The following is a 20,106-nucleotide window of genomic DNA, read 5'->3' on the forward strand; positions in this document are numbered from 1 at the left end:
CCGATCGTTCGGCGAGGGCGGCCGGGACGGGCCGCATGGGGACGGGACGGGGACGGGACGGTGGGGCGGGACGGGGACGGGACGGGGAAGGGACGGTGGGACGGGACGGGGAAGGGACGGTGGGGCGGGACGGCGCCGTGGAGCGGGCGGAGGGCGGGGCGGACGCTATGGGGGACGGTTCACGGACGGTGAGGGTTGCTCCCGAGCCCGGCCCTCGGGACGCCGGTCCGGACCGGCGGTCGTGTCCGCCGCGCCCGGACCCGCGGCGGGCGCACACGGTCACGGCGTGAGCCCTGTACGCGCCCCCGCGTCCGTACCGACAATGCAGTGCCTCCCCCCGGCCGTCCGACGAAGCGCCGCCCCCCGCTGCCCCGCCTCTTTGCCCACGTCAAGGAAAGCAGGTCCCGATCGTGCTGCTGCGTCTGCCCACCTCACTGTCCGAAGCACGCACCTGCCTCGCGGAAGGCGCGGTGCCCGTCGGAGGGGCCACGCTCGTGTGGGGCGTCTGGCAGCGGGACGGCTTCCCGGAACAGGCCGTGTCGCTGCGCCACGTTCCCGAGGCCAACGTGCTGGAGCGCGAGGCGCTCGGCGGTGCCGTCCTGCTGCACCGCGTCGACGACCGGGTGCCGGAGGTGCTGCACCGGGCGGCCGGCAGCGTCGGCACCGGGGCGGTGCGCCGGACCGCCACGGTCGGCGGCAACATCGTGGGCAGCACACTGCGCTGCCTGCTCCCGGCTGCCCTCGTCCTCGACGCGCGCGCGACGGTCCTGGACCGCGACGGGACCTACGAGACCGACCTGCCCGAGGTGGTCGCCAAACGCCACCTGCTGCTCGGCCTGCGCTGGCGCGAGCCCGCGGCGAGCGGCTACCACAAGGCGCCCGCCGACCCGGGCGGACCGCCGCCCCTGGTCGTCGCCACGGCCGCGCACGCCGAGGACGGCGGGCACCGCCTGCGCGTCGCCGTCCGGGACGGCCACGAGGTGGTCACCGGGTCCGCCGCCCGCCTCGCCGGAACCGGCGGCGACCCGGTGCTCCGGGCCCTGGAACGGACCGACCTCGGTGCCCTGCCGCCCACCGCCCGCGAGGTGGTCCGGCGCGAGGTGACCGCGCTGCTGGACCGCCTGACCTGACCGGGCGCCCGCCGCACCGGCCGGCCCCGAAGCGCCGCCCCGGGACGCGTGAGCGGGTCCCGCGGGGGTACCCCGTCCCACCGGAGGAAGCAGTACGGACCGGTGGTGTGACGGGGTCCGGGGCCCCCGTCGGATGGGATGGCCATGTCACACATTGCGGGCGACCTCACGGACAGCTCGGTCGAGATCCAGTTCATCGGCAACGCCACGATCCTCGTACGGTACGACGAGCTCACCCTGCTCACCGACCCGAACTTCCTGCACCGCGGTCAGTACGCCCACCTCGGATACGGGCTGGTGAGCAGGCGGCTCACGGAACCGGCCGTCGACCTCGTCGACCTGCCCCGCCCCGACGCGGTCGTCCTGTCCCACCTCCACGGAGACCACTGGGACCGGCGCACGAACCGGCACCTCGACCACACGGTGCCGGTGCTCACCACCCGGCACGCCGCCCGGCGGCTGAGGGCTCTGCACGGCTTCGGCCGCACCGCCGGTCTGCGCACCTGGCAGGGGCTCACCGTGCGCCGGGGCGGCGCACAGGTCACGGTGACGGCCCTGCCCGGACAGCACGCCGGTGCGCGGGCACTGCGCGCCCTCCTGCCGCCGGTGATGGGGAGCATGCTGGAGTTCGGCCCCGTCGGCGGGCCGGTCCGGATGCGGCTGTACGTATCGGGTGACACGCTGGTCCACGACGGCCTCGACGAGATCGCCCGGCGCTTCCCCGCCGCCGACCTGGCCGTGCTGCACCTCGGCGGCACGCGGCTGCCGGGCGGCTTCGTCGTGACCATGGACGGCGCACAGGGAGCCGAACTGGCCCGCCGGCTGGACCCCCGCCAGATCCTGCCGGTCCACTACCACGACTACACGGTGTTCCGCTCGCCCCTGTCGGCGTTCCTCGCCGAGGCCGAAAGGGTGGGCCTCGGCGACCGGATCGTCCACTGCGGCCGGGGCCAGAGCATCCGCCTGACCCCGGACCGGGGCGTGGTGCCGACCGTGTTCTGAACCCCGGGCGCCGGGCCGCCGCGTCACCCGCCCCGCCGCGGGTACCCGGCCGGCCCGCCGCCCCGCCCGAACGACCCGAGGACGGAAGCGCGATGACCGAGTACGAACGTTCACGCACCATGCCCGCGCAGCCGGAACACGTCTACGACCAGGCCGCGAACATCGGGCAGATGGACTCCTGGCTGCCCGAGGCGCTGCACGTGCACGCCGAGGAGCCGCCCGCGGTCACCGTGCACGAGGACCGCACCGACCACGACACCGCCGCCCTGCTGCGCAGCCGGCACGACCAGATGCGGCTGGAGTGGGGCACCCGCGAGCAGGGCGGCTACAGCGGCTGGCTCCAGGTCGCCGGGATCGGCGGCGGCGCCAGCGAGGTCACGGTGCACCTGTCCTTCTTCGACGACGACCACGACCCGGGCGAGAAGGCCGTGGGCGACGCGCTGGAGACCAGCCTGCGGCGGCTGGAGGAGCAGGTCCGGCTGCGCGTGGACCACGCCGCCGGCTGAGCCCGGGACGGACCGCGCCATGCCACGCCCCGCCGCGTACGCCGTCGCCGCCTCCGGGCAGTGGACCGACGAGGAGGAGGGCCGTCTGCGTCTCCCGGCCGGTGAGGTCCACGCCTGGCAGCCCGGACGCAACGAGACCGTCTGCGGACTGTCCTTGAGCCGCTCCCGGCTGACCCGGTTCCCCCACGTCAGCTGGCCGGACACGTTCCCGGAGTCGGGAGGGGCGGCCGACCGGGTAGGCCGCCAGTGCCCGCGGTGCGCGTCCGTCGCCGGACGCCGCGGCGGCGACGCCCGGCCCCGATGGCGACGGACCAACCCGCGCCCGTGACCCTGGGGGAGGGGGGACCGATTCGCGTCCACGACGGGGGGACCACCCTGCGCCCGGAACCGGGGGACCACCCTGCGCCCGGAACCGGGGGACCGGCCGGCGCCCGTGGACCGGGGGACCACCCTGCGTCCGGAACCGGGGGACCGGCCGGCGCCCGTGGACCGGGGGACCGCCCTGCGCCCGGAACCGGGGGACCGCCCTGCGCCCGGAACCGGGGGACCACCCCGCGCCCGGAACCGGGGGACCGGCCGGCGCCCGTGGACCGGGGGACCGGCCGCGGGCCCGCCCGGCCCGGCTCGCCCGGTGACCGGCGAGGGCCGGGACGAGGAGGACCTTGACGCGATCGCGTTGTGCGCGGTGTCCGGACCGGCGGCGGACGACAGGCTGTCCGTCCGCCTGCGCCGCGCCCCCCGGCCCTGGGCAGAGCGGTGTCGCGCAGGGGACCGCCGCGGGTCGTCCAGGTGGTGGAATCCGCGCCCGTGGCCGGCGGCGGGGAATCCGCGCCCGTGGCACCGGCGGGAGCAGCCCGGCTCGCCGGGCCTGCTGCGGTGGAAGCGCCCTGCGGGGTATGTGGTGCGGGGGCGGCCGCCGAGTCGGCGCTGCGCCTCCCTTCCGAGGGGCGCCACCGGCGCCGGCGGACCGTCCCCACGGACCCGCCGGCGCCGAACCTCCGCACAGCACCCCCGGTGCCCCGGACCGCCGCCGGTATTCCTCGCTGCTCCCCAACTCCCGTGTCGGGGGCCGGGCAGGAACCCGGCCCGCCGGGCGGAACGGTGCCGTGCCGGTCGAAACCGTGAGGATGAACACATTCGTTCGACCATGGTGCCGGTGTGCGGCAAGGTGTCGATGGGCAGTCAATGCCTCGTCGGGGGAAGGGCGGTGTCGGACCTGGGGGGAATCAGCGTGCGCGTGTGTGTGATCGGTGCCGGTCTGTCGGGGCTGGCCGTGGCCCGTTCTCTGGCGGAACGCGGCGTCGACTTCGTCTGTGTGGAGAAGGCGCCGGACGTGGGCGGCATCTGGCGTCAGCCGGGGGCGGGCGAGCGCGGACCCGGCTATGTGTCGCTGCACCTCAACACGGCCAAGGAACTGACGGGTTACCACGGCTTCCCGATGCCGGACGAGTACCCGCTCTACCCCCGGCACAGCGACGTCGCCGCCTACTTGCGCGCCTTCGCCGACTGGGCCGGCGTCCGGGACCGCATCGAACTGCGCACCGAGGCCGTCTCCGTGCGCCGCGACCCCGACGGCACCTGGACGGTCGTCACCCGCGCCGAGGGTGCCGACACCGTGCGGCGGTTCGAGCACGTGATCGTGGCCTCCGGCCACCACTCCCTGGCCGCGCTGCCGGACCCGCTCCCGCCAGGATCCGAGCACTTCGCCGGAACGATTCTTCACTCCCTGGACTACCGCCACGGCAGCGACTTCGCCGGGCAGCGCGTCGTCGTGGTCGGCCTGGGCGCGTCCGCGGTGGACATCGCGGCCGACCTCTCCCGGCACGCCGCCCGCACGGTGCTGTCGGTACGGCGCGGACTGCACATCGTGCCCAAGCAGCTGTTCGGCCTCTCGCTCGACGAGATCGCCGACGCTCCCTGGTGGAACGACATGTCCTTCGAGGAGCAGCGCCGCTTCGTCGAGCAGGCCCTGCTCGTCGCCCGCGGCCGGCTCTCGGACTACGGCCTGCCCGAGCCGGACCACCGCATCTTCTCCTCCGCCGTGACGATCTCGGACGAGATCCTCAGCCGCATCCGCCACGGCGCCGTCGCACCCCGGCCCGCGATCGCCTCCTTCGACCGCGACCGGGTCGTCTTCACCGACGGAGCCTCCGAGCCGGTGGACGCCGTCGTCTACTGCACCGGCTTCCGCCTGGACTTCCCCTTCCTGCCCGACGGCGGCCCCCTGGCGGCGGACGGCACCGTCCGGCTGTACAAGCGCGTCGTCGACGCCGCGAGCCCCGGCCTGTACTTCGTCGGACTGGTCCGGCCCGTCGGTGCCATCACCCGGCTCGTGGAGGCCCAGGCGCAGTGGGTCACCGGCATCATCGAGGGCGAGGTCGCCCTGCCGTCCCCGCCGGAGATGCGCCAGGAGGTGGCCGACTACCTCGACGGCGTCGAGCAGCGCTACGGCCGCACCCAGGGCGCCTCCATCCAGGTCGACGTACGGCCCTACCTGGCGGAGCTGCGCCAGGTGCTCACCGTCTAGACGGGCGACCCGGCCCTCGCGGGCCCGCGGTACGGCGAAGGGCCCCGGTGTGCTCCACCGGGGCCCTTCGCGGCGCTGTGGCTGTCCGGCGCCTCAGCCGACCGTCTGCGGACGGCGCGGGACACCCCCGGCCGGGGGCCGGACCGCGTACGCCTCCGAGGACAGGTAGGCCGTCACCCGGGGCGGCCGGTCCTGCTGGTGGGCCAGCGCGAGATAGGCGATCAGCCCCACGCCGTCCTCCGGGCGCCGGCCGGTCAGGACACCCGTCGACCGCGTGAGGGCGTCGGTGTCCATGCCGTGCCGGCGCAGCAGGCGCTCCGCGCGGGACAGTGCCTCACCGTCGTGCGCGGCGTAGTCCCGCACCGGGATGTGCAGGGTGAACCCGCTGGGCCGGTCCGCGCCGGTGTCGGTGAAGGAGTGGCAGGTCAGCCCCGGCCGCCGGCTGAGCCGCGTGGTGCCCGCACCCCGGCCCGCCGCCGTGCGGAAGAACTCCTCCAGTGCCGCCGGGCCGGGCCCCCGCTCCATGCGCGACAGACGCCCGGCGCGCGCGGCGGTCAGACCGTCGTGCCGGAGGTAGACCTTGACCCGGGGTTCCTCCCAGTCCCCGAGGTCCAGGGCGAGGAAGGGGTACCCGTCCGCCTCGGGCAGCGCGGCGTACGCCCCGCGGTGCCCCAGCCGGCGCAGCGCCTCGCGCACCGTCCCGGCGGCCCGTTCCGGGCCCGACGCCGCCGGGTTGAGGTACACCTTGACCTTCGGCACACCGCCGGGCCGCAGCTCCAGCGCGCACCACAGGGCCAACGGCCCCTGCGGGGACGGCGGCAGGAACAGGTCCTGCACGGCGTCCAGGGCGTCCGTGGCGAAGTCCCACCGCCTCGCCATCGTCCGGACCGTCTCCAGCCCCACCGCGCCGTTGCGGGCCAGGCTGTCTGCGCCGCAGCCCGGTTCCGTCAGCAGACGCAGCGACGGGGCGGCGCCCGGCTGGAACGACAGGGAGAACTCCACGGGTGTGTGGTCGTCGGACAGGAAGGTCCGGTCGGGCGGCGGCAGGTCCAGCGGCCGGGCGGACACCGGGCCCAGGCACTCGGCCAGCACCCCGGCATAGGTGTCCGCGTCCGCGCCGGACAGGCCCGCGAGCGCGCACATGCCGCGCAGCTGACGGCCCGTGAAGGAGCCGAGCGTCGGTATGCCGGGGTCCTCGCCGTCGCCGTGCCGGCCCGCGTTCACCGGCTCTCCCCGAGCCGCAGGGTCCGCACAGGAAGATACCCGCCCAGTAGGGCGGGTATCTGTCGTCCCGGCGGGAAAGCGGTGTCTGAGGATATGTGGTCCATGACACCTCCTTTGCTTCGTGAAACAACGGGTATGCCGCGTTGCTCACTACCCCTGCCGTTGAACCTTCATGCGGGAGAGGCCACTTGGGCACGTGTTGCGTGGATCACCGAGTGAGCCAGTTGAGGAACTGGCTCCAGCGTCCGCCGCGTTCGGACCGTGGCGCCGCACCGCCCGCGGCCTCCGCGGGCGCAGGCGCCGGCGCGGGATCGGGCCGCCGGACGGGCTGCACCGGGGTGAAGCGGGCCGGCAGCGCGGACAGCGCCCGGTGGAAGGGTCCGCGGCGCCAGGACAGACTGTCCTCCGGCACCGCGAGCCGCACATCGGGGAGTTGGTTGAGCAGGTTCTCGATGGCGGTGACGGTGATGTGCCGGGCCGGTTCCTTGGACGGGCAGGCGTGCGGTCCCGCGCTCCACGCCAGGTGGGCCCGGTTGCTGCCCGACTGCCGGGAGGCCTGGAGCGCCGGGCCGGTGTTGGCCGCGGCGAAACTGACCAGCACCAGGTCACCGGCCTGGAGCTGCTGACCGGCGAACTCCGTGTCGGCGGCCGGGTAGTGCGGCGCGTAGTTCGACATGGGAGGGTTCTCCCACAGGGTGTCGTCGAGGGCCTCGTCGATCAGGCCGCCCTCGCGGGCGTACCGGTCGTGGGTGAGGAGCCGGTGCAGCGTGTTGCCGATCAGATTGCGCAGCGGTTCGGCGCCCGCGCCCAGCAGCAGCGCCAGTTGGTGCACCATCTCCTCGTCGGTCAGGCCCGCCTGATGCTGCATCAGCCACGAGGTGACGTCCTCGCCGGGACGGCTCCGCTTGAGGGCCACCAGCTCGCCCACCGCCTGGAACAGCACGGCGGTGGCCTTGTCGGCGTTGACGCCGTCGAACATCCCGGAGATGCCGAACAGCACCCGGTCGCCGATGTCGGCCGGGCAGCCGAAGAGTTCGTTGAACACGAACAGCGGCAGCTGCTTGGCGTAGTCGCCGAGCAGGTCCGCCGAACCCCGGGCACTGAACTGGGAGATGAGGTAGCCGGAGATCTGCTCCGTGCTGTGGCTCAGCCGCCGGGTGTCCACCCGGGCCATGCTGTCGGTGACCGCCTGGCGGAGCCTCAGGTGGTCGGCGCCGTCGGCGAACATGCAGTTGGGCCGGTAGGCCAGCAGCGGGGCCACCGGACTGTCCGGCCCGACCTTGCCCTCGTTGAAGGCCCGCCAGCGGCGTGCGTCCTTGCGGAAGGTGCCGGAGTCCTGCAGCAGTTGCAGGGCCGCGGCGTAGTCCGTGACCAGGGTCGCCTCCACCCCCGGCGCCAGTTCGACCGGGGCGGCGGGACCGTAGTGGCGCAGGAAGCCGTAGTACGCCTGCGGGTCCGCGGCGAACTCCGGTCCGTGCAGCGGCACCCGGCCCCCGGAGCCGTGGGCCGGGCACCCCGGCGGGGGCACCGGGGTGGTGTCGTCAGCGTCCATGTGTGCTTCCCGTCCTAGTGGGCGCGGTCCAGCAGGTAGCGGACCAGGGTGGTGAGGGCGTCGGCCGAGGACTTCTCGTCGCGCGCGTCACAGGTGACGACGGGGGTGTCGTCGAGCAGATCCAGTGCCTCGCGCAGGGCCCGCTCGTCGCGGGGCGGCGCGCCGTCGAAGTGGTTGACGGCGATGGCGTAGTCGAGCCCGTACTGCTCGATGAGGTCGATCACCGCGAAGGAGTCCGCCAGCCGCTCGGGGTCGACCAGCACCAGCGCGCCGAGCGCGCCGCGTGCCATGTCCTCCCACATCTGCACGAACCGCTGCTGGCCCGGCGTGCCGAACAGGTACAGCACGACCCGCTCGCTGATGGTGAGCCGGCCGAAGTCCATGGCCACCGTGGTGGTCGTCTTGCCCTGGACACCCTTGAGGTCGTCGACCGCCTCGGCGGCCCGGGTCATCGTCTCCTCGGTGGACAGCGGCTCGATCTCGGAGATCGAGCCGATGAACGTCGTCTTGCCCACCGCGAAGTGCCCGACCACCAGGATCTTCACCGCGGTCTGGGTCGCCCCGCCGCGGACGTAGGCCTGCTCACCCAAACTTGGCGCGGAGACCATTGAGCACCTCCTCCAGGATCTCCCGGTCGGCGAGGCGTGCCCGCGCCACCGGCGGTCGGGTGATGAGGTAGCCGCCCTCCGTCAGGGAGGCCAGCAGGATCCGCACGACCCCCAGCGGCAGCCCGGTGTGCCCGGCGAGCTCGGCCACCGAGAGGTAGCCGGCGGAGCAGATGTCCAGCAGGCTCTGCTCCTCCGGGGACAGCCGGGTCGGCCGCTGCGCGTGCTCCGGCGACGCCGTGACCAGGGTGATGAGGGAGAGCTGCTGCTCGTCCGGCAGGTCCCGGCCCCTGGTGATGACGTACGGCCGTACTAATTCCGCGGCCTCCGGCTCCCACCCGTCATGACCGGTCATGAGCGGACGCCGAGGTTCTCGCGCGGCGGCGTCGTCAGCTGCTTGCCGAGCTGGGCGACGAGCTGCTGCATCCGGAAGGTGATGTCCGCCATGTCGACGTCCGGGGAGGCGGACACCCCGAGGTAGGCGCCCTCGCCGGCGGATATCAGGAACACCCAGCCGCCGTCGAACTCGACCAGGGTCTGCCGCCAGCGGTGCTGGGGGTCCTCGCAGAAGAAGCCGAGGGTGCGGCTGAGCGACTGCACACCGCTCATCGCGGCGGCGACCCGGTCCGCGTCATCCTTGTCGAAGTCCTTCGTCCGGGCCATCAGCAGGCCGTCGGCGGAGATCAGGACCGCGTGCAGGGCCCCGGGAATCTCCAGGGCGCTGTCGAGCATCCATGACAGGTCGTCGTTCACGAGACATCATGTCCTTCGCTGCGTGCACCAGGGGTGCTGCTCGTCTGGTCCCCGGCCTCCGGCTGTGTGACCCGGCCGGACTGCGTGCCCCGCTGGAAGGCGCCCATGACCTGCGCCTGCTCGGAGTCGGAGCGGCCCGCGGGACGCGGTGCCGACGCGGTGCCGGGCACGATCGCCATCGGCCGCTTGCGGCGACGCCGGGGCAGGCCGTCGACGGTCGACGCCGGGACGGCCGGCGAGGGCTCCGGGCCGTCGTCAGGACCGTTCGTGGCGGGCCTGGCGGCGGGCGCGGGTGCCTTGCGCTCCGGCATGGCCGTCAGCAGTTCGTGCGGGAGCAGGACCACCGCGCGGACGCCTCCGTAGGGTGAGGAGGAGTCCACCGACACCTCGAATCCGAAGCGTTCGCACAGCACGCCGATGACCGCGAAGCCGAACTGCGGTGGATTGCCGAGCCCCGCCACGCTGGACGCGCGCTCGCTGGAGAGCAGCTTCTGGGCGCGGGCGCGTTCCTCCTCGCTCATGCCGACACCGGCGTCGTCGACGACCACGCAGATGCCCTTCGGCACGGTCCGGATGTTGATCTCGACGATGGTGTCCGGGCTCGAGTAGCTGGTCGCGTTGTCGAGCAGCTCGGCCAGGGCCAGCGCCGCGGGCTCGACCGCCCGGCTGGTGATGCCGAAGTCCACCTGGGAGAGGATCTCCACCCGCCGGAAGTGCCGGATGCGGCCCTGGGCGCTGCGGACCACGTCGTACACCGACGCGGTGTCGCGTCGGCCGCCGAGCCAGCCGTCGCAGAGCACCGCGATGGACTGGGCGCGGCGCCCGAACTGCGAGTTGGTGTGGTCGATCTCCAACAGGTCCTGCAGCATCGCCGAGTCGCCGTACTTGCTCTGCAACCGGGAGAGCACGAGCTGCTGTTCGGCGGCCAGTCCCTGGAGTGTCCGCATCGCGGACTTCAGAACGGTCTTGGTCTCCTCCTCGGCCCGCTCCTGCGCGGCCTGCACCGATTTTCCGTAATCGCTCTCGAGCTCCGCGTAGTGATCCCTCAGGCCCTGGATCTCCTGTCGCAGCGCACGCGCGTGCCGGCGCTGACGGACGATGAGGGAGATGGTGCCGACGAGGGCGACGAGGAGAGCCCAGAGCAGTGGGTTCCCTGTGTATTCCGTCATAAGACTCTCTTCAGGCGACTGACAGCCGGCTTGCTGATTGTCCCGTCACTGCGGGCGGTCGCGGACCGCCCGCCGGGGTTGCCGCCCGGGCCGTCCCAGCAGGGGAGATGTCGGCTTTCGCCCATCCGCCCGCTCCGCAAACGCGGTGATCGTATCATCGGCCGAACACATGAACTGACGTCAGCAAGCCTGTTCCCACGGGCGGTTGACCCTTCCATTCCGCTCCGGTGAAGGGGACCCGAACGGCGGGTGCACGGAGCCGGTCGGCAGCGGGCACGCCACGGCCCCGGGCGCGCGTGCGCCGGGCCGCAGGGCGGACGAAAGCGAGGGCGCGCGCGGCTCACGAGCGCCGTTCCCCCGGACGGGCGCACGCGTCCGGTCATGGCGCCCTTCGTCCGGTCCGCCGGAGCGGGGACACTGGGCCCATGCAGAAACTCTCTCTCGACGCCCTCGCCCGGGAACACCTCGAACGGGCCGCCGCCACCGCCAACGGCCGCAGCGCCACCACCGTGTACGGCGGACACGAGCACGTGCTGCGGCAGACCCTCCTCGCGCTCACCGCGGGCACGTCCCTGGCCGAACACGAGAATCCGGGCGAGGCCACCCTGCTCGTCCTGCGCGGGCGGGTCCGGCTCACCAGCGGCGACGACTCCTGGGAGGGCCGCGACGGCGACCTGATCGTGGTGCCCGACGCCCGTCACGGCCTGGAGGCGGTCGAGGACGCCGCCGTGGTGCTCACCGTCGCCAAACGCGACTGACCCCGCCCTTCGGCGGGGTCCCTGGCCGCCCGCACCCGTCCCGGGGCGCTCCCGCGCCGCCGGGACGGGCCGCGCCGGCTACGCGACGCCGAGACCGGCGTCGGCTACGCGACGCCGAGACCGGCGTCGTCGACCGCATCCTTGCCGTCGGCGCGGAGGACCTTGTTCAGCGGGCCGAGGTCGTAGATGCCCTTGAGCCGGGGCTCCTTGAGCAGCCCGGCCTTCACCGCGTACCCGGCCTGGGTGTCGAGCGTGGAGGCCAGCGGGTCGTCCAGGAAGGTGATCGACGGCCAGGCCGGCTCGATGACGTCCGCGGGCAGCGCCTTGCCGGACAGCTTCTCCAGGGCCGCGTTCGCCGACGTCCTGGCCTTCTCGGGGTTGGCGTTGATCCACTCGTTGGTGCGCACCGAGCCGCGCAGCACCGCCTCGACGACGTCCGGGTGCTCCTTGAGGAACTTCTGGGACACGATGATGTTCGTGATGACGAACTTCTTGTCCGGCCACAGGTCGGCCTCGTCCAGGAGGACTTCGGCGCCCTGGGCGACGAGCCGGGAGGCGGTCGGTTCCGGGACCCAGGCGCCGTCGATCGAGCCGGCCGCGTAGGCGTCCGGTGTCACCTTGTTGTCGGAGCGGACCACGGACACGTCCCCGGCTCCGCTCTGCGGGTCGACCTTCCAGCCCTTCTCGGCGATCCAGTTGAGGAACGCGATGTCCTGGGTGTTGCCGAGCTGAGGCGTCGCGATCCGCTTGCCCTTGAGGTCGTCCTCCGACTTGATCCGGTCCGGGTTGACGACCAGCTTCACGCCCCCGGACGCCGAACCGCCGATGATGCGCAGGTTCCTGCCGCCGGACTTGGTGTAGCCGTTGATGGCGGGCGACGGGCCGATCCAGCCGATGTCGATGGAGCCGGAGTTGAGGGCCTCGATCTCCGAGGGGCCGGCGTTGAACGTCGACGCCTTGATCGTGGTGCCGCCCAACTCCTTCTGGAACAGCCCCTCCTGGACGCCCACCAGAGCGGTGGCGTGCGTGAGGTTGGGGAAGTAGCCGATCCGCACCTCGTCGGCGGACAGCTTCTCGGCGCCCGCCGCGACCTGGGACGTCTTGCCGTCGTCGGTGGATTCGGAGCCGTAGCCGCAGGCGGTGAGCAGCAGGGGGAGGGCCGCGGTGGCGGCGAGGGCACGCAGGAGGGTGCGAGGTCGTGCGGCAGACACGGAGGTGTCCTCTCGGGAAGGGTGATCCGGGCAGTACGGACGGTCCGGCCGGCATCCCCCGGCCCCGCGCGAGCGGAAGTCGCGGGTTCCGGGATGGCGGCGGAGCCGTAGGAAGAAGCCGCCCGCCGGCTCCGGCCCCGGTGGCGGGGGAGGAGCGGGCGCGGGCGTATGCGGGGCGCCCGGGGACGCGGAAGCGGTCCTCGCGGCGCGGGCGTGCCGGGCCCGAAGAGGCGGGCGCCGGGCTCAGGCCGCGCGACAGATGGCGCTGGACGTGCGGCCGAAGTCGATGTGGCGGCGCGACGTCAGCAGGAGCAGCAGCCGGGGAGTGCGATCGAACGCGGACACGACCGGCCACCCCCCATGATTCCTAGTTTTCCCACCTGGTTGCTAGGGATCGTGGCAGAAGGAGGCGCGCACCCCAAGAGGGTGTTCACATGGTGGATGACGCGATCTCACAATCCGGTTACGCTGGAAGTGGCGGCAGGTGCGGTCAGGGGTTCACCCAGGCGTCCGGCGCCTCGGTCAACGCCGATACGGAGTCCGGCAGTTCGGCTGCCGCCACGTCGGCCAGCGTGACGCCTTCGAGGATCTCGCGGACGTTGGACCGCAGCGCGATCCACAGCGGGAGCAGCGACCGGGCGGGGCCGGTGTAGGACAGGTCCGGCGGGCGCACACCGCGCACCGACACCAGGGGGCCGTCCACCACGCGTATGACGTCGGCGATGCTGATCTCCCCGGCGGGGCGGGCCAGCCGGTACCCTCCGTTGCCGCCGCGCCGGCTCAGCACCAGCCCGCCGCGGCGCATGTCGTTGAGGATGCCTTCCAGGAACTTGTGCGGGATCTCCTGCGCGTCGGCGATGGCCTCCGCCTTCAGCGGGCCGCCGTCGGGGGACGCGGCGAGCTGGAGTGCCGCCCGCACCGCGTAGTCCGCCCTGGCTGAGATCCGCATGGACGCATTGTCCCGCACCTTCGCGCCGGACCGCCCGCCGGGTCGCCGGACGCGCTCGGGAGCGGGGCGGGTCAGGCGGGCAGATCGAACGGAGGGTGCGCGCCGTTCAGCAAGTAGTCGCCGACGTCCCGGAGCCGGTGCGCGACGGGCTCGTACAGCGTGTGCGTGCGGGCGTTGCGCCAGAACCGGTCGAAGCCCAGCCCCGCGGAGGCGGACCGGACGCCGACGACGTCCAGGGCACGGGCCGTGCACTCCTGGGCGGCCCGGGACGCCGCGGCCTCGGCCATGGCCACCAGGACGGACATCTCCGCACACTCCTCGTGGCTGAGGTCGCCGCCGCGCGCCGGCCCGGCCTCGACGGCGTCGACCGCCTGGTCCGCGAGGACGGCGGCGGACCGGGCCCCCGTCCACCTGTCCCCAGGGAGTCAGTGGGCAACGGTGTGCCGCGGGGGCTCCGGGGCGGCCGTGCCCTCGACGGGCGACGTCCGCCCGGCGGGCTTGCGCAGCAGGAGCAGCGCGGCGTCGTCGTGGAGCCGACCGCCCACGTGCGCCAGCAGTTCCTCGTGCAGCGCCGCGACCGTGCGGTCGGGTTCGTCGTACAGATGCCGGGCCAGGCCCTCGGCCAGCGGGTAGAACCGGCGGGCGGCGTCGCGGGCCTCGGTGACCCCGTCGGTGTAGAGCAGCAGACGGTCCCCGTCGCCGAAGGGCAGCACCTCCAGGTGCGGCGCCTGTCCGGACAGGGCGCGCAGCCCGAGCGGCGGGACCGGCTGCGCCGGCTCCACGGGGACGATCTCGGACCCTCGCACCAGGAACGGCGGGGCGTGGCCGCAGTTGACCATCTCCAGGCGGCCGGGCTCCGGGTAGCCCGCCACCACGGCGGTGACGAAGTCGTCGGCGCGGAGGTTGCGGGCCAGGCTGCGCTCGATCCTGTCGACCACGGCCAGCAGGTCCGGTTCGTCGTGGGCGGCCTCGCGGAACACGCCCAGCACCAGGGCCGCGGTGCCCACGGCCGGAAGGCCCTTGCCCCGCACGTCGCCGACGATGAACCGCACGCCGTGCGGTGTGGGGATCAGCGCGTAGAGGTCGCCGCCGATCCGGGCCTCCGCGGCGGCGGCGCTGTACTGGACGGCCACCTCGAACGGCCCGACGGTGCGGGGCGGCGGCGCGAGCAGCGCGTGCTGTGCGGTCTCGGCGACGGACCGGACCGCTTCCAGTTCCAGGACTTCTTCCGCCCGGCCGCGCCGCCCCGCGGCCAGCGCCCCGGCCAGGGTGACGCCCGTCAGGGCGGCCAGCAGGACGGCCGTCTCCCGGCCGGGCACTCCCGCGTGGACGCCGATCGCGCTCCCCAGCACCGAGGCGAGGAGCCCGGTGCCGAGGACCACGGGCCGGCCGCCGGTGACCGCCGCCAGTGCCGGCCCCGCGGCGAGCAGCGGCAGCCACACCGGCTCCCCGCCGGCGAAGGCGGCGAGCGCCACGGCCCAGACGCCCAGTAAAGGGAGGAGGTGGCGCAGGACCGGCAGGGACGGCCCGGCAGACGTGTGCGGCTCGGCGGCGGTGGCCCGGTGCGCGGGGATCCGTGTCCGGGCGTGCTGTCGGGCGTTCCTCATCTGTCGTCCGCGGTCCTCACCTCTGCGCGCAGTACGCGCTCCCGATATGTCTGATGTAAAGGAAACGCGACCGGCGTGAGGCGTCACAAGGCACGGTTTTTCAGATAGTGAGAGAAAGGCTCCGCGTCACCCGTCCGGCCGTCGGGAGCAGCCGGGACCGGACCTCGGCCAGCCCGGACAGCCGGTCCACCGGCAGCGACACGCCCAGCGAGCCGAGGGTGTTCCCGCTGCGGACCGGCACAGCGAGGCAGACGGTGCCCAGCGCGTACTCCTCCAGATCCGTGACGGCCGGAGCCTCGGGCGCGGTGTCCAGGCGGCGCAGCAGCTCCGGCGCCGCGGTGATCGTCCGCGGGGTCAGATCGTTCAGCGGATGCCGGGAGAGGTACTCCTGACGGGCCGCGCCGTCCAGCTCCCGCAGCACCGACTTGCCGAGTGCCGTGGCGTGCCCCGCGTCGGCGAACCCCACCCAGAGGTCCACCCGGGGCGCGCGGGGGCCGTCCACGATCTCGGCGACCCGGATCTCGCCCTCCTCGTAGAAGGTGAGATACGCCGCCGCCCCGAGTTCGTCGCGCAGCGCGGCGAGCGTCGGCCGGACCCGGCTGAGCAGCGCCTGTCCCCGGCCCGCGGTGTGCAGGGTGTGCAGGCGCTCCCCGAGGACGAACGCGCCGTCGTCCAGCCGGCGCAGGTAGCCGTCGTGGACCAGGGTGCGCAGCAGGTGGTAGGCCGTGCCCAGCGGCAGCTGCGCCTCACGGGCCAGCTGTTTCGCGGGCGCGCCGTTCTCGTGCGCGCCCGCCGCCTCCAGCAGGCGGAAGGCCCGCTGCACGGAGGTGATCAGCGTGGGGCCGGTGGCCATGGGACCAGCCTGCGCCCGGGCCGGCCGCCCGGGCAAGCCCCGGCCGCCGCCGGGAGGACCCGCCTCACCCCTGCCGGGCGCGGCGCGGGACGGTGGGCGGGTCGACGTAGGACTCCAGGGTGCCCCGGCGTCGGACGTCCAGCGTGGCGCAGTGGAACGAGCCGCCGAACGGCGCGTAGTGCAGCAGGTCGCAGGGGATCGGCTCGAAACCCCACTTCTCCAGGGCCCGCAGCATCCCCGTGTGGTGGCGCTCGGCGATCACCCGCTTCTCGTCCACCATCAGGACGTTCATGCTCAGCCACTTGCCGCACATCGAGGTGACCCGCAGCAGCGGATCGCGGATCGGCTCCGGCTCGGGCGCCGTCAGCACGTCCCAGGAACGCAGCACGTCCGGCAGGCGGTCGATGTCGATGTACTCCGGGTTGATCATCACCTTGCCCGGCCCGAGCAGGACGAACGTCGTGTCGATGTGCATGGGGGTGCGGCAGCGGCTCTCGATCTCGTGGATCCGGTAGCCGGGGCCGAGATGACGGCGCAGCCACTCGATCCCCATGCGGTTGGTGACGTTGCTGCGGGTGACGAACAGGTCCCGTCCCGCACGGACGAAGTCCGCCGCGTCGAACACCGGCTCGAACTCGGTGAGGATGTAGCGCATCGGCTCGTCGGCCCGGGGGATGCGGAAGTCCGGTTCGAACAGCGCGTCGGTGAGTTCGGGCTTCGGGGCGGCGGTCCAGCGCGCGCCCCGCCGGAAGTAGTCCTTGAGGACTCGGCGGTAGGAGTGCGTCTCGAAGTAGCGGCACGGCCAGGCCATCGGGGTCTCGATGATCTCGTCCCCGACGACGAGCATGCTGTCCCGGGGGCACGTGGTGCAGAAGCCGCGGGACGACCAGTCCGGGGTGGCGAACCTGCGCCGGTGGTCGACCGGGTCCGGACGCCGCACCGTCACTCCGAGGTCTTCGAGCAGGGTGACGAAGTGGTCGAGTTCCTGCTGCGCCCGCTCGACCAGCCGGCGCGGATACCTCCGGCCGGCCGCGAGGCCCTGCAGCCGCGCCGCCCACGGCGGGACGTTGCAGGTCACCACCGGGTGGCCGGACGGGATCGTCGCGCCCTCCAGGCGGCCCACGATGATCTCCTCCAGCGGGTCCCACTCGTTGTGGGACATGACCGGTGAGGCGGGAGCGGTGCCCGTCCCGGTCGCGGTGGTCGAGGGTGCGGACATCGACAGGCCTCTTCCTCCCGTGGACGACCGGTTGCCCAGTATAGGCGGCGGGTCACGGAATGTGCAGGTCCGTGCGCGAGGCGTCAGTCGACCGGCCAGGTGTGGACCGGGGCGTTGAGGTGCATGTAGTCGATGTACTGCTGCGTCATCCGGCGCAGCGCCTCGTGACGGCCGCAGCGCGCGGAGGCGTCGATGTGATGGAACATCTCCTTCTGCCAGACGGCCCCGTTGCGGCCGGTCACGCACCGCTGCTCGATGATGCCGAGCAGCGGCTCCCGCCAGGCCGCGTCCATGCCGGAGAGCTCCAGCCCGTGGTGCGCCATCGGCAGCAGGCGCCGCAGGACCAGTTCCGGCACCATGACCTCGCCCATGCCGGGCCAGTACACCATGGCCTCGATGCCGTGCCGGGCGGCCGTGTGCAGGTTCTCCTCGGCGGCGGAGAAGGACATGCGGGACCACACCGGCCGCTCCTCCTCCACCAGGGCACGGGTGAGGCCGTAGTAGAAGGCGCCGTTGGCGAGCGTGTCCGCCACCGTCGGCCCGGCCGGCAGCACGCGGTTCTCCACCCGCACGTGGGGCTTGTCGTGGGCGACCGCGTACACCGGGCGGTTCCAGCGGTAGATGGTGCCGTTGTGCAGCGTGAGCTCGCCCAGTTCGGGGACGTCGCCGCGGTCCAGGGTCTCCCTGGGGTCCTGCTCGTCGCACAGCGGCAGCAGGGCGGGGAAGTAGCGCAGGTTCTCCTCGAACAGGTCGAAGACGCTGTTGATCCACCGCTCCCCGAACCACACCCGGGGGCGGACGCCCTGCACCTTGATCTCCTCCGGGCGGGTGTCGGTGGCCTGCTCGAACAGCGGGACGCGGGTCTCGTGCCACAGCTCCTTGCCGAACAGGAACGGCGAGTTGGCCGCCAGCGCGATCTGCACCCCGGCGATCGCCTGGGCCGCGTTCCAGTAGGCGGCGAACTGCTCCGGGTGCACCTGCAGATGGAACTGCGTACTGGTGCAGGCCGCCTCCGGGGTGATCGTGTCCGCGTAGGTGCGCAGCCGGTCCACGCCGTCCACCGCGATGCGCAGGTCCTCCCCGCGCGCCGCGAAGATCTGGTCGTTGAGCAGCCGGTAGCGCGGGTTCTCCGACAGCGCCCCCTCACCGACGTCCTCCTGCCGCAGGGTGGGCAGGATCCCGGACATGATGAGATGCGTGCCCACGGACCGGGCCCGCTGCTCGGCGTGGTTCAGCGCGGCACGGATCTCGCTCTCCCAGGCGTCGGGGCCGCCCGCCGTCAGACGGCGCGGCGGAATGTTGATCTCCAGGTTGAACCGGCCGAGTTCGGTCGACCACGCGGGGTCCGCGATCGCCTCCAGGGCGTCGCTGTTGCGCATCGCCGGTTCCGCCTGCTCGTCGACCAGATTCAGCTCGATCTCCAGGCCCACCTGGGGGCGCTCGGACTCGAAGCGGGCCTCGCGCAGCATCAGCGCGAAGGTGTCGAGGCACTCCTGCATCTTGATCCGGTACCGACGGCGGTCCTCGCGGGTGAACACCATCGCCGGGACATCCCGTCCCATCGGTTCTCCCTCCCGGCTCGTGCCCTGGGGGTTGCCCAACCCCCAGAGTGGCACCACCGGGCGACTGCGACCACGCGACGGCGTCCGTGCCGGGTGCAACCACCGGCACCGGACCGGCGTCACAGTCGGCGCGCACGACCGCCACGGCCGCCCGGCCGTGGCACCACAGGGCAGGAGAGGCGCACATGGCGGGAAGAGCCAAAGTCAGCATCGGTCTCGACGCGGAACTCGTGGTGGAGGTGATGGTCCTGTCCGGGATCGGTTCGCCGCAGGACGCCATCGAGGCCGTCGTACGGGACTACGTGGCCCGCGGCCACCGGACGGAGGCCCGGACCGGCCTCGTCGACCGCGGCCTGGGCGAGACCGACGCCGCGCCCCAGGAACCGCAGGGCTGACCGGCCGCGCGCCCCGTCCGGCGGGCGGCCCGGCGGCCCGGCGCGCTCGCGGCGGAGCGTGCGGCACGTCACCATGGCACCTGGGGGCGGGCCGCACTCGTCATCCCCATGTCCCGGAGGACCGCCGTGAGCATCCTGGTGCCCGTCGTGTTCGCGCTGGCCGCCGCCTTCAGCAACGCGCTCGCCACCGTCCTCCAGCGCAAGGCGGCCCTCCAGGTGCCCCGGTCCGACACGCTGCGGGCGGGGCTCATGCTGGACCTGCTGCGCCGTCCCGTCTGGCTCGCCGGCATCGCCGCCGTGATCGCCGCGGCCGTCTGCCAGGCGGTCGCGCTCGCCACGGGGCCGCTGACCGTGGTCCAGCCGCTCCTCGTGATGGAGCTCCCGCTCGCCCTGGTCATCGGCACCGTCCTGCTGCGCGGCGGACTGTCCCGCGCGGGCTGGACGGTCGTCCTCGCCGTCGTGGCCGGACTCGTCGTCGCCCTCGGTGCCGCCTCCCCCTCGGGCAACCGGACGCACGTGCCGATGGACCGGTGGATCCCCGCGCTCGCCGTCTGCGCCGGCGCGATCGCCGCACTGGTCGTCGTCGCGCTCCGCCGCCCCGAGGGCCGGGCCCGCGCCGCCTGCTTCGGGCTGGCCACCGCCGTCGCCTACGCGGTGACGGCGGCGCTGATGAAGGAGTCCATGCACACCCTCGACGACGGCGGGTTCACCGCGTTCCTCACCGCCTGGCAGACCTACGGTTTCGCGCTCTTCGGGGCGGCCGCGCTGTTCTTCCTGGAGAACGCGCTGCAGTCGGGCCCGCTGGTCGCCTCGCAGCCCGCGATCACGCTGGGCGACGCGGGACTGAGCCTGGCCCTCGGGCTCACCCTCTACGCCGAGTACGTGCGGTCCGGCTGGTGGCTGGTGCCCCAGCTGCTGGGCGTCGCCCTGGTCGCGGGAGGCGTCTTCGCGCTCGCCAGGCTGCCCCAGGCCCGCGTGCTGGCCGGGGAGGACCGCGCCACCGTCGGCGCCGGGCCGCCCTGAACCCCAGCAGTCGGGTCCCTTTGCGGCGCGGCGCCGCCGACGCGCGGGCGTCCGGACCCGG

At 73.5% G+C, this 20,106-nt stretch carries 21 protein-coding genes and 1 pseudogene; 8 read left to right on the forward strand and 14 right to left on the reverse strand.

Going from position 1 to position 20,106, the window contains the following annotated elements:
• Positions 1-410 precede the first annotated feature (410 nt).
• From ACIRPP_RS02830 to ACIRPP_RS02850, 5 genes are all read left to right on the forward strand, one after another.
• Complete coding sequence (locus ACIRPP_RS02830; protein ID WP_403637390.1) at positions 411-1,130, forward strand: FAD binding domain-containing protein; 720 nt, start codon at positions 411-413, stop codon at positions 1,128-1,130.
• Between the two features lie 144 nt (positions 1,131-1,274).
• Positions 1,275-2,132 carry an MBL fold metallo-hydrolase gene (locus tag ACIRPP_RS02835; protein WP_403637392.1) on the forward strand — a complete coding sequence of 286 codons (858 nt, stop codon included), beginning with the start codon at positions 1,275-1,277 and terminating at the stop codon, positions 2,130-2,132.
• A 92-nt stretch (positions 2,133-2,224) separates the two neighbouring features.
• On the forward strand, positions 2,225-2,638 hold the full coding sequence (locus ACIRPP_RS02840; RefSeq protein ID WP_164345675.1) for an SRPBCC family protein: 414 nt from the start codon (positions 2,225-2,227) through the stop codon (positions 2,636-2,638).
• Positions 2,639-2,657: 19 nt separating this feature from the next.
• A complete protein-coding gene (locus ACIRPP_RS02845) occupies positions 2,658-2,966 on the forward strand; it encodes a hypothetical protein (protein WP_403637394.1) in 309 nt (102 codons plus the stop codon).
• 903 nt (positions 2,967-3,869) lie between these two features.
• The gene (locus ACIRPP_RS02850) at positions 3,870-5,165 is read left to right on the forward strand and encodes a flavin-containing monooxygenase (protein WP_403637396.1); all 1,296 of its coding nucleotides are present in this window, start codon (positions 3,870-3,872) and stop codon (positions 5,163-5,165) included.
• A 93-nt stretch (positions 5,166-5,258) separates the two neighbouring features.
• Here ACIRPP_RS02850 and ACIRPP_RS02855 read toward each other — a convergent pair whose 3' ends face one another.
• The 6 genes from ACIRPP_RS02855 to ACIRPP_RS02880 form a co-directional block, all read right to left on the reverse strand.
• Positions 5,259-6,389 carry a tryptophan dimethylallyltransferase family protein gene (locus ACIRPP_RS02855; protein WP_403637398.1) on the reverse strand — a complete coding sequence of 377 codons (1,131 nt, stop codon included), beginning with the start codon at positions 6,387-6,389 and terminating at the stop codon, positions 5,259-5,261.
• Positions 6,390-6,597: 208 nt separating this feature from the next.
• Positions 6,598-7,941 (reverse strand): cytochrome P450, encoded by a 1,344-nt coding sequence (locus ACIRPP_RS02860; protein ID WP_403637400.1) that lies wholly within the window; start codon positions 7,939-7,941, stop codon positions 6,598-6,600.
• 14 nt (positions 7,942-7,955) lie between these two features.
• Entirely contained in the window at positions 7,956-8,549 is a 594-nt protein-coding gene (locus ACIRPP_RS02865) for an ATP/GTP-binding protein (protein ID WP_164332438.1), read from the reverse strand.
• Positions 8,524-8,901, reverse strand: coding sequence for a DUF742 domain-containing protein (locus ACIRPP_RS02870; RefSeq protein ID WP_164332439.1), 378 nt, complete (start codon positions 8,899-8,901; stop codon positions 8,524-8,526). The genes ACIRPP_RS02865 and ACIRPP_RS02870 overlap by 26 nt, the downstream gene beginning before the upstream one ends.
• Positions 8,898-9,299, reverse strand: coding sequence for a roadblock/LC7 domain-containing protein (locus tag ACIRPP_RS02875; RefSeq protein ID WP_164347243.1), 402 nt, complete (start codon positions 9,297-9,299; stop codon positions 8,898-8,900). Before ACIRPP_RS02875 ends, ACIRPP_RS02870 begins: the two co-directional genes overlap by 4 nt.
• The gene (locus ACIRPP_RS02880) at positions 9,296-10,468 is read right to left on the reverse strand and encodes an ATP-binding protein (RefSeq protein ID WP_403637403.1); all 1,173 of its coding nucleotides are present in this window, start codon (positions 10,466-10,468) and stop codon (positions 9,296-9,298) included. The genes ACIRPP_RS02875 and ACIRPP_RS02880 overlap by 4 nt, the downstream gene beginning before the upstream one ends.
• A 425-nt stretch (positions 10,469-10,893) precedes the next feature.
• Here ACIRPP_RS02880 and ACIRPP_RS02885 point away from each other — a divergent pair, with 425 nt between their 5' ends.
• Complete coding sequence (locus ACIRPP_RS02885) at positions 10,894-11,226, forward strand: cupin domain-containing protein (RefSeq protein WP_164332442.1); 333 nt, start codon at positions 10,894-10,896, stop codon at positions 11,224-11,226.
• Between the two features lie 104 nt (positions 11,227-11,330).
• On the opposite strand, the gene ACIRPP_RS02890 is transcribed toward ACIRPP_RS02885, so the two are convergent.
• The 8 genes and pseudogenes from ACIRPP_RS02890 to ACIRPP_RS02925 all read right to left on the reverse strand — a co-directional run bounded on the left by ACIRPP_RS02890 (position 11,331) and on the right by ACIRPP_RS02925 (position 18,627).
• A complete protein-coding gene (locus tag ACIRPP_RS02890) occupies positions 11,331-12,437 on the reverse strand; it encodes an ABC transporter substrate-binding protein (protein WP_403637405.1) in 1,107 nt (368 codons plus the stop codon).
• A 243-nt stretch (positions 12,438-12,680) separates the two neighbouring features.
• Complete coding sequence (locus ACIRPP_RS02895; protein ID WP_403637407.1) at positions 12,681-12,782, reverse strand: putative leader peptide; 102 nt, start codon at positions 12,780-12,782, stop codon at positions 12,681-12,683.
• Between the two features lie 145 nt (positions 12,783-12,927).
• Positions 12,928-13,386, reverse strand: a complete 459-nt coding sequence (locus ACIRPP_RS02900) for an RrF2 family transcriptional regulator (RefSeq protein WP_403637409.1) — start codon at positions 13,384-13,386, stop codon at positions 12,928-12,930.
• A 71-nt stretch (positions 13,387-13,457) separates the two neighbouring features.
• Positions 13,458-13,784, reverse strand: a pseudogene (locus tag ACIRPP_RS02905) (acyl-CoA dehydrogenase family protein); the annotation flags it as partial.
• A gap of 27 nt (positions 13,785-13,811) precedes the next feature.
• A complete protein-coding gene (locus tag ACIRPP_RS02910; protein ID WP_403637411.1) occupies positions 13,812-14,993 on the reverse strand; it encodes a PP2C family protein-serine/threonine phosphatase in 1,182 nt (393 codons plus the stop codon).
• A 100-nt stretch (positions 14,994-15,093) separates the two neighbouring features.
• Positions 15,094-15,846 carry an IclR family transcriptional regulator gene (locus tag ACIRPP_RS02915; RefSeq protein WP_403637413.1) on the reverse strand — a complete coding sequence of 251 codons (753 nt, stop codon included), beginning with the start codon at positions 15,844-15,846 and terminating at the stop codon, positions 15,094-15,096.
• 64 nt (positions 15,847-15,910) lie between these two features.
• A complete protein-coding gene (locus tag ACIRPP_RS02920; RefSeq protein ID WP_403637415.1) occupies positions 15,911-17,065 on the reverse strand; it encodes an amidinotransferase in 1,155 nt (384 codons plus the stop codon).
• 83 nt (positions 17,066-17,148) lie between these two features.
• Positions 17,149-18,627, reverse strand: coding sequence for a glutamate-cysteine ligase family protein (locus ACIRPP_RS02925; protein WP_403637417.1), 1,479 nt, complete (start codon positions 18,625-18,627; stop codon positions 17,149-17,151).
• A 185-nt stretch (positions 18,628-18,812) separates the two neighbouring features.
• Here ACIRPP_RS02925 and ACIRPP_RS02930 point away from each other — a divergent pair, with 185 nt between their 5' ends.
• Positions 18,813-19,022: a DUF2191 domain-containing protein gene (locus ACIRPP_RS02930; RefSeq protein WP_164335479.1), complete on the forward strand. Its 210-nt coding sequence runs from the start codon at positions 18,813-18,815 to the stop codon at positions 19,020-19,022.
• 126 nt (positions 19,023-19,148) lie between these two features.
• Positions 19,149-20,045: a DMT family transporter gene (locus tag ACIRPP_RS02935; RefSeq protein ID WP_403637419.1), complete on the forward strand. Its 897-nt coding sequence runs from the start codon at positions 19,149-19,151 to the stop codon at positions 20,043-20,045.
• Positions 20,046-20,106: the final 61 nt, after the last annotated feature.

The sequence above is a fragment of the Streptomyces sp. NPDC101219 genome (assembly GCF_044767675.1).
Lineage (GTDB): Bacteria > Actinomycetota > Actinomycetes > Streptomycetales > Streptomycetaceae > Streptomyces.